A 1067-nucleotide genomic window follows, 5' to 3' on the forward strand; every position below is an offset into this window, starting at 1 on the left:
TCTGCTAATAATTGGCCTTTAAAATGCTTTAAGACTCTCAATTGTTGGGCAATTTGCTGCTTATTTAGATTGAGTACATCAATTTTAATAATATTGGCCAAGTCGATAAGAACGGAATTTTTTTCACTCGGAATAAAGTCATCCAAGGCAATGCAATAACCTTGCTCCCGCAGGGACATTAAACTATCAATTAAGAGCTTATCAACAACTACCGATTCTAATACTTCAATAACGATGCGTTCCTTTGGCAATAAAGCGGGTATTTTCTGGACAAGATGGTTATGTGTAAAATTAATGTAGGCTAATTTGTCACCAATAATGGTATCAATATCCATGCTGGCAAATAATTGGGTAATAACTAGAGAAGTGGCCTTATCCCCCAATTCACCGTCGCCTAGATTTGCATTAGCAAGTTCAGGATTACGATACAGTAACTCATAAGCATAAACGGAACCGTCTCGAGTGTAGATTCCTTGTCTTGCCAATAATGTAGGTAGCTGAGAGTTCAATTCATCGCGCATCTTTTAGACTATATGACCTCATTATAGGCTATAACCAAGGATTTGATGAGCATCTTTTCTCATAAATTTCAACGAAATATAATTTCAGTGCTACAATGTAGGGGTTGAGTTGATGTGTATGCGCTTTTTTTTTCATAATTTTTACTTAAATTCATGTAGTTAAATGGAGTAGACACAAATGAAAAAATATTCTCTGATATTGTTCTTGTTAATTTGGATGTTTAACTACAAAAGCTTTGCAGATAATAAATTTACACTTGAAAGCCCTGCATTTAAATTAAATTCAATGATTCCCGCAGAATTCACTTGCAGCGGAGTTGATCAATCACCGCCATTAACCTGGCACAATGCCCCTGCCAAAACACAATCATTTGTGTTGGTCGTGGAAGAACCAGATGCCCCTAATGGTACATGGACACATTGGCTGATCTTTAATATTCCACCTAATGTAACTGAATTAGGTGCTGGCGCCTCAATTCCAGAGAGTGCAGCAAATGGGGTCAACAGCTGGGGCGGCAAAGGTTATCGTGGCCCCTGTCCGCCGCT

The 1067-nt window shown here is 38.2% G+C and carries 2 protein-coding genes; one reads left to right on the top strand and one right to left on the bottom strand.

Going from position 1 to position 1067, the window contains the following annotated elements; translation table 11 throughout:
* Nucleotides 1-521: EAL and HDOD domain-containing protein (locus ACQY7T_RS13605; RefSeq protein WP_428414067.1), on the bottom strand; the 521-nt coding region annotated here is incomplete at its 3' end.
* A 178-nt stretch (nt 522-699) separates the two neighbouring features.
* Between ACQY7T_RS13605 and ACQY7T_RS13610 the strand changes: the two genes are divergently transcribed.
* Nucleotides 700-1067 (top strand): YbhB/YbcL family Raf kinase inhibitor-like protein (locus ACQY7T_RS13610; protein ID WP_428414068.1); only part of this gene is annotated, 368 nt, incomplete at its 3' end.

Origin of the sequence: Legionella sp. (assembly GCF_965140895.1) — a bacterium.
Classification (GTDB): Bacteria; Pseudomonadota; Gammaproteobacteria; order Legionellales; family Legionellaceae; genus Legionella.